Raw genomic sequence first — 6,899 nt, forward strand, 5'->3', positions numbered from 1 at the left:
GGACCTTCCCTGAAGGCTTCTCCGAGGCGTCACACGCCCCGCTGGCTCGAGTGGAAGACCAGCCGGTACTTGCCGATCTGCACCTCGTCGCCGTTGGACAGAACGACCGAGTCGATCGGCTCACGGTTGACGTACGTGCCGTTGAGGCTGCCGACATCGGAGACGGTGAAGCTGCCGTCCTGGGCCCGCCGGAACTCGACATGCCGCCGGGAGACCGTGAAGTCGTCCAGGAAGATGTCGCTCTGGGGGTGACGGCCGGCGGTCGTCAGCTCACCGTCGAGCAGGAACCGGCTGCCGGAGTTGGGACCACGCCGCACCACGAGGAGCGCGGAGCCCAGAGGCAGCGCCTCCACGGCCGCCAGCGCCTCGGGAGAGAGCGAAGGCAGCTGCGTCTGGCCGGTGACCTCCGCGTCGTAGGCCTCCAGGCCCGAGATGGAGATCGTGGACGTCGTCTCCGACGCGCGCTCGGGAGCGACCCCGCCGCGCAGCGGCGTACCGCAGTGGGAGCAGAAGCGACTGTCGGCCGTGTTGCGGTGACCGCACCTCGTACACACCGGCATGGACGCATCCTCCTGCCGCGGCTGCCCCGCCGAGGTCTGTGTCGCGTACGGATCGGGGGCAAACCCTCCACCCGTACTTGAGGTTGATGGTTCTCCGAAACCTATGCGGGCGGCCCCGGCGGGGTCAACAGACGACGCGCCCTGAGTGCCCGGAATGTCACCGCCCTGGCCACCGACCTCGTCGCGGAAGAGGGGGCGCTCGCCGCCCTGCTCCTCGCTCTGGGCATGGCGCGGCGCGCGGTGCCTGGCGTTGCCGCCGTCCTCGCGTGCGCTCTTGCCGAACAACTTCGCAAACAACTTCACGGGCGATTCCCCTTGACCGAAACAGACCCGCCCGTGGGGCAGGACGAACCGAGATCCATCACACCTGCCGACCCGGACACCTTCACAACGTCCGTATCCTCCGGACAGTTTCCACCACGCACCACCGTTGTGGTGCGCCGACCCCCCGCAACGTCGTGCCCATGTCGCGGGACCCCCCTCGTCCCCCTCTCACTGGGAGGACGACTGAGCGTAGTCAGGCCGCTTCGCGGGTCGCAAGGCATCGACGACGATCTTCGCCGACCGCTCCACCGTGGCTGTGGCCTGCTCCTTCTCCAGGGTCTGCACGACACCGCCGGGGATGTTGAGCGCGGGCTCGAGATCCTCCGGCTTGCCGATGACCTTGAAGACGTACGGAGCGGCCACCTTCGTTCCATCGATCCGCATGTCTTCACCGCCACCGGTGAAATAACTGTCCGCGACCACCCGCACACCGTTGACCTGGATCGCCTCGGCACCCGCCGCGCGCAGCTCCTGGATGGCATCGAGCAGCATGTCCGACTCGACGGCCCCGGTGGGGTCGCCGACGGTCAGGGTGATGCCGGGCCCCTCGGCGGCGACGGTGCCGGCCAGGATCCCGAGCTGCCGCTCCTTCTCCTGGGTCTGCTTGCGCGCCTCCTCGGCCTGGTCGGAGCTGGACTCCAGCTCGGTCCGCTGCTTCTCGAGCCGGGCCTTCTCGTCCTCCAGGCGCTGCGTGCGGTCGTCGAGCTCGTCCAGGATCCGCACCAGGTCCTCCTGGCGGGCCCCGCGCAGCGCGCTGTTCTCGCTGGTGGAGGAGACCTGGATGGCCAGGCCGAGGCCGAGGACGAAGAGCAGCAGCGCCACGATGAGCTGGGCGCGGGTCACACGGGGCGGCCACAGCGCGGAGGCCAGCCTGCGCCGCCCGCTGGACTCGGCCCCGGGAGCGGGCGGCGTCACCGGCACCCGGACGTCGTGGTCCGCGGTCCCGCCGTAGACGGAACCCGAAGGCTCCTCGGGCTCGGCCGGTCCGGCGCTCTCCGCACCCCTACCGGCGCCCTCCGGCGCCTCCGCCCCCTCGCCCCCGCGCGGGTCGAGGGGCTTGCGCGACTCCTGAGGCACACGCGGGTCCAGCGGACCCTGGGGGCTGTGCGGCCCCTGAGGGCTCTGCGGCCCGTGGGAACTCGGCGGCTCCTGGGAACTCGGCGGCTTCCGCGCGTCCTGAGGGGCACGCGGCTCCTGGGGGTCCTGCGGCTTCTGCGGTTCCTGCGGGTTCTCGCTCATCGGCCTCACGCCCGGAAGACGTGGCGCCGGATGGCGGCCGCGTTGGAGAAGATCCGGATGCCGAGCACGACGACCACACCGGTCGACAGCTGGGCGCCCACGCCCAGCTTGTCGCCGAGGAAGACGATCAGCGCGGCCACGACCACGTTCGAGAGGAACGAGACCACGAAGACCTTGTCGACGAAGATCCCGTCCAGCATGGCCCGGAGGCCGCCGAAGACCGCGTCGAGGGCGGCGACCACGGCGATCGGAAGATAGGGCTCGACCACCGCCGGAACTTCGGGGCGGACCAACAGTCCCACCACGACTCCGACGATCAGGCCCAGTACGGCGATCACGATGTGCCCTTCCCTGTGTCGGCCGTGGCCCGACCGGAGGGCGTCGCCGCCCCGGCCCCCCTCGGCTCTGCGGTACGTACGCTCAAGCTCGGCGCGGCCGGCAGGCGTACGTCGCCCTCGGCCGAGATGCTGCTCCTGATCCCGAAGTTCTCCACCAGCGCGTGCAAGTACTGCCCGTCGGCGCTGTCCTGGAACGCCGTGCTCAGCCGCTGCCCGTCCCCGATCGCGAGGACGGTGTACGGCGGCACCAGCGGCTTGTTGTCGACCAGTATGGCGTCGCCGGCGGCCCGGATCGCGGACAGCGATGTCAGCCGCTGGCCGTTGATGGCCACGGCCTCGGCGCCCGACTCCCACAGCCCGTTGACCACTCGCTGCATGTCCCGGTCGCGTACCCGCCCCGTGTCGGAGAAACCACTGCTCTCCCGCGGTCCGCCCCCACCGCTGTCGGTGCCCTTGGCGTCGTCGACGACGAGCTTCACGCCGGGCCCGTGCACCGGGGTCGCCCCGGAGAGGAGAGCGACGAGCTCGGCCTGGTCGCCGCCGTGCTCCTGCAGCGCCTGCCGCTGGCGTTCGCCGACCTCGGAGCGGATGCGTTCGACGTCCTGTTCCAGCTGATCGGCCGTGGACGTCTCCGCCTCGATCCGGTCGATCAGTTCCTGCCGTTCCTTGGCGACGACGGGCGCGGAGATCCGTGCCTCGGCGGCGCCGACGGTCACCACGGCCGCGGCGAGCACGAGACCGGCGGCCACCCCGAGCTTGGCCCGGAGGCTGCGCGGCAGTCCCCCGCCCTCGGCGGCGCGCCGGGCGGTCGCCTCGGCGTAGCCGTCGTCGAGCGCGTGGTCGATCACGTTGTTCAGCAGCGACATGGACGCGTCCGGGCGCGGCGGAGGCGATCCGGTGCTCCGAACGGGGGGCTGCTGCGACATGCCGCACATCGTCGCACGTCGCACGGCCTACCGCCGAATGGCCCCACGACGAAGCCGGGAGGCACCCGAGCGGGCACCTCCCGGCCTGAGGGTGCGATCCCTCAGCGACCTGCGCTCTCGACCACCTCGGCCCACTCGTCGAGCAGGGCCTGGGCGGAGGCGTCGTCGGGACCTTCCGCCCACAGATGGGTGACGGCCTCGGCCGGGTCGGGCAGCACCATCACCCACCGGCCGTCGGCCTCGACCACCCTGACGCCGTCGGTGGTGTCCACGGAGCGGTTGCCCGCCGCCTCCACCACCCGGCGCATCACCAGGCCCTTCACGGCCCACGGGGTCGCGATGTCCCTCTTGAGGACGTGCGCCCGCGGAATCCGCGCATCGATCTGGCTGAGCGTGAGCTGTGTCCTCGCGACGAGACCGATCAGCCGCACGAAGGCGGCGGCACCGTCGAAGACACTGCTGAACTCGGGCACGATGAACCCGCCACGGCCGTCGCCGCCGAAGATCGTCGACTCCTCGCGTCCGACTCTGGTGAGGTCGTCGGGCGAGGTGGTCGTCCACTCCACCTGGGTGCCGTGGTACGCGGCGACCTGCTCGGCGATCCGTGTGGTCGTCACCGGCAGCGCGACCCGCCCGGAACGCCGCTCGGCGGCGACCAGGTCGAGCATCACCAGGAGCGCCCGGTCGTCCTCGATGATCCGGCCCCGCTCGTCCACGAGCGACAGCCGCTCACCGACGGGGTCGAACCGGACCCCGAACGCGGCCCGCGCCGACGCCACGATCTCCCCGAGCCGTACGAGCCCGGCGCGCCGGCTCTCGACCGACTCGGTGGGCCTGGACTCGTCGAGCCCGGGGTTGATCGTCAGCGAGTCGACCTGGAGCCGCCCGAGCAGGCTGGGCAGGACGAGCCCCGCACTGCCGTTGGAGGCGTCCACGACCACCTTCAGACCGGCTTCCGCGATCCCGGTCGTGTCGACGTTCCGCAGCAGCGACCCGGTGTACGAGTCGAAGACGCTCGCCGGGAAGGAGAGGTCACCGATCTCTCCGGGGAAGGCCCGGCGGTACTCCTGCCGGGCGAACACCCGGTCGAGCTTGCGCTGCCCGCCCTGGGAGAGGTCCGCCCCGCGTTCGTCGAAGAACATGATGTCCACGGAGTCGGGCACCCCGGGCGAGGTACGCACCATGATCCCGCCGGCGCTTCCCCGCGCGGTCTGCTGCCGCGCCACCGGCAGCGGTACGTTCTCCAGGTCCCGTACGTCGATGGCGCTGGCCTGCAGCGCCGAGATCACCGCCCGTTTCAGCGCCCGCGCACCACGGGAGTGGTCACGGGCCGTCGTGACGGTCGAGCCCTTCTTCAGGGTCGTGGCGTACGCCCCCGCCAGCCGGACGGCCAGCTCGGGGGTGATCTCCACGTTGAGGATGCCGGAGACCCCTCGGGCCCCGAAGAGATGGGCCTGCCCGCGGGACTCCCAGATGACCGAGGTGTTGACGAAAGCGCCGGCCTCGATCGTCTTGAACGGATAGACCCGGACGTTGCCCTGCACGATCGATTCCTCACCGACCAGGCACTCGTCCCCGATGACGGCTCCGTCCTCGATCCGGGCGGCCCGCATGATGTCGGTGTTCTTGCCGATCACACAGCCGCGCAGATTGCTCTGCGGGCCGATGTAGACGTTGTCGTGGACGACGGCCTTGTGCAGGAAGGCGCCGCTCTTGACGACCACGTTCGACCCGATGACGGTGTGCTCGCGGATCTCGGCACCGGCCTCGACCTTGGCGTAGTCGCCGATGTAGAGCGGCCCGCGCAGCACGGCGTCGTGGTGCACCTCCGCGCCCTCGGCGACCCATACTCCCGGCGAGATCTCGAAGCCGTCGATGTCGACCTGGACCTTGCCCTCCAGGACGTCCGCCTGGGCCTTCACATAGCTCTCGTGCGTGCCGACGTCCTCCCAGTAGCCCTCGGCGACATAGCCGTAGATCGGCTTGCCCTCCTTCATGAGCTGGGGGAAGACATCACCCGACCAGTCCACCGAGGCGTCGGCCTCGACGTAGTCGAACACCTCGGGCTCCATCACGTAGATACCCGTGTTCACGGTGTCCGAGAAGACCTGGCCCCAGGTGGGCTTCTCCAGGAAGCGCTCGACCTTTCCTTCCTCGTCGACGATCGTGATGCCGAATTCCAGTGGGTTCGGCACCCGGGTCAGGCAGACCGTGACGAGGCCGCCCTTCTCCTTGTGGAAGGCGATGAGATCGGAGAGGTCGAAATCGGTGAGCGCGTCCCCCGAGATGACGAGGAAGGTGTCGTCCTTCAACGCCTCCTCGGCGTTCTTCACACTTCCCGCTGTACCGAGCGGCTTCTCCTCGTTGGCATACGTGAGCTCCATCCCGAGCTCCTCGCCGTCGCCGAAGTAGTTCCTGACGAGAGAGGCGAGAAACTGCACGGTCACGACGGTCTCATTGAGACCGTGCCTCTTGAGCAGTCGTAGGACGTGCTCCATGATCGGCCGGTTCACCACCGGCAGTAGAGGCTTGGGCATGCTCGAGGTCATCGGGCGAAGGCGTGTTCCTTCGCCACCGGCCATCACAACGGCCTTCATGTCGGAAGCGTCCTCCTTGAAGAGACGACGGTCCTGCCGACTTCACCTGTCCGCTCAGTGGCCCTCGGACGTCCTCGTTGTTGCCGGCGACGCTGCTCGGCACAGGACGGACGGGCTCAATCGGCCGCGGTATCCGTCTTCACGAGTCGACGGACCTGGACCACGTAGAGGATCCCTGCCCACCAATACAGAGTTGTACCCCATCCGGCGAAGGCCCACCCGAAAACTTCAGCGAGTGACGAAAGCCAGCCCGTTCCGTCACTGAGAAGCAGCAACGGGAACGCGTACATCAAGTTGAATGTCGCAGCTTTGCCCAGGAAGTTCACCTGCGGCGGCGGGTAGCCGTGCCGGCGGAGGATTCCCACCATCACCAGCAGCATGGCCTCGCGCGCCAGCAGGGCGGCGGTCAGCCACCAGGGCAGGATCTCGCGCCAGGTGAGCCCCACGAGGGTGGACAGGATGTACAGCCGGTCGGCCGCGGGATCGAGCAGCCGACCGAGGTTGCTGATCTGGTTCCAGCGCCGGGCGAGCTTGCCGTCGAGATAGTCGCTGACGCCGCTGAGCATCAGGACGAGGAGCGCCCAGCCGTCACTGTTGGGCCCGCCGAACTCCGGACGGAGAATCAGCCACAGAAACAGCGGCACGCCGGCGAGACGCGCCATGCTGAGAATGTTGGGGATGGTGAGGACCCGGTCGGTCTGAACGCGGGTCTCCTGGACCTCCACCCGGGGGCCTCCTGCTGAGAACGTATGGACAATGGCCCCCTGACCTTACCCTCAGCCACGACGCCCCCGCGCACAGGGGGCACCGGCCCGCCCCGGAACGCAAAAATGCCTCAACCCCCGGACAGAGTCCGGGGGTTGAGGCTAAAAATTGTTCGGCGGCGTCCTACTCTCCCACAGGGTCCCCCCTGCA

The 6,899-nt window shown here is 69.3% G+C and carries 6 protein-coding genes; all 6 read right to left on the reverse strand.

Annotation, left to right across the window (positions count from 1 at the left end; translation table 11 throughout):
• Positions 1–29: 29 nt before the first annotated feature.
• The 6 genes from ABT129_RS33370 to clsA all read right to left on the reverse strand — a co-directional run bounded on the left by ABT129_RS33370 (position 30) and on the right by clsA (position 6,709).
• The gene (locus ABT129_RS33370; protein ID WP_351909142.1) at positions 30–971 is read right to left on the reverse strand and encodes an FHA domain-containing protein; all 942 of its coding nucleotides are present in this window, start codon (positions 969–971) and stop codon (positions 30–32) included.
• An 81-nt stretch (positions 972–1,052) separates the two neighbouring features.
• Positions 1,053–1,805 (reverse strand): DUF881 domain-containing protein, encoded by a 753-nt coding sequence (locus ABT129_RS33375; protein WP_502981985.1) that lies wholly within the window; start codon positions 1,803–1,805, stop codon positions 1,053–1,055.
• Positions 1,806–2,128: 323 nt separating this feature from the next.
• Complete coding sequence (locus ABT129_RS33380; RefSeq protein ID WP_015032176.1) at positions 2,129–2,461, reverse strand: small basic family protein; 333 nt, start codon at positions 2,459–2,461, stop codon at positions 2,129–2,131.
• Positions 2,458–3,387: a DUF881 domain-containing protein gene (locus tag ABT129_RS33385; protein ID WP_351909134.1), complete on the reverse strand. Its 930-nt coding sequence runs from the start codon at positions 3,385–3,387 to the stop codon at positions 2,458–2,460. Before ABT129_RS33385 ends, ABT129_RS33380 begins: the two co-directional genes overlap by 4 nt.
• A gap of 101 nt (positions 3,388–3,488) precedes the next feature.
• Entirely contained in the window at positions 3,489–5,984 is a 2,496-nt protein-coding gene (locus tag ABT129_RS33390; protein WP_351909136.1) for a sugar phosphate nucleotidyltransferase, read from the reverse strand.
• A 116-nt stretch (positions 5,985–6,100) separates the two neighbouring features.
• Positions 6,101–6,709 carry a cardiolipin synthase ClsA gene (gene clsA, locus ABT129_RS33395; protein WP_351909138.1) on the reverse strand — a complete coding sequence of 203 codons (609 nt, stop codon included), beginning with the start codon at positions 6,707–6,709 and terminating at the stop codon, positions 6,101–6,103.
• Positions 6,710–6,899: the final 190 nt, after the last annotated feature.

Source organism: Streptomyces sp. NPDC002057, assembly GCF_040296665.1.
Lineage (GTDB): Bacteria > Actinomycetota > Actinomycetes > Streptomycetales > Streptomycetaceae > Streptomyces.

What these genes read in the sequence shown, in the direction of transcription:
- ABT129_RS33385 (WP_351909134.1), bottom strand. Translation starts at nt 3,387, where the DNA reads ATGTCGCAGCAGCCCCCCGTTCGGAGCACCGGATCGCCTCCGCCGCGC.
- ABT129_RS33390 (WP_351909136.1), bottom strand. Translation starts at nt 5,984, where the DNA reads ATGAAGGCCGTTGTGATGGCCGGTGGCGAAGGAACACGCCTTCGCCCG.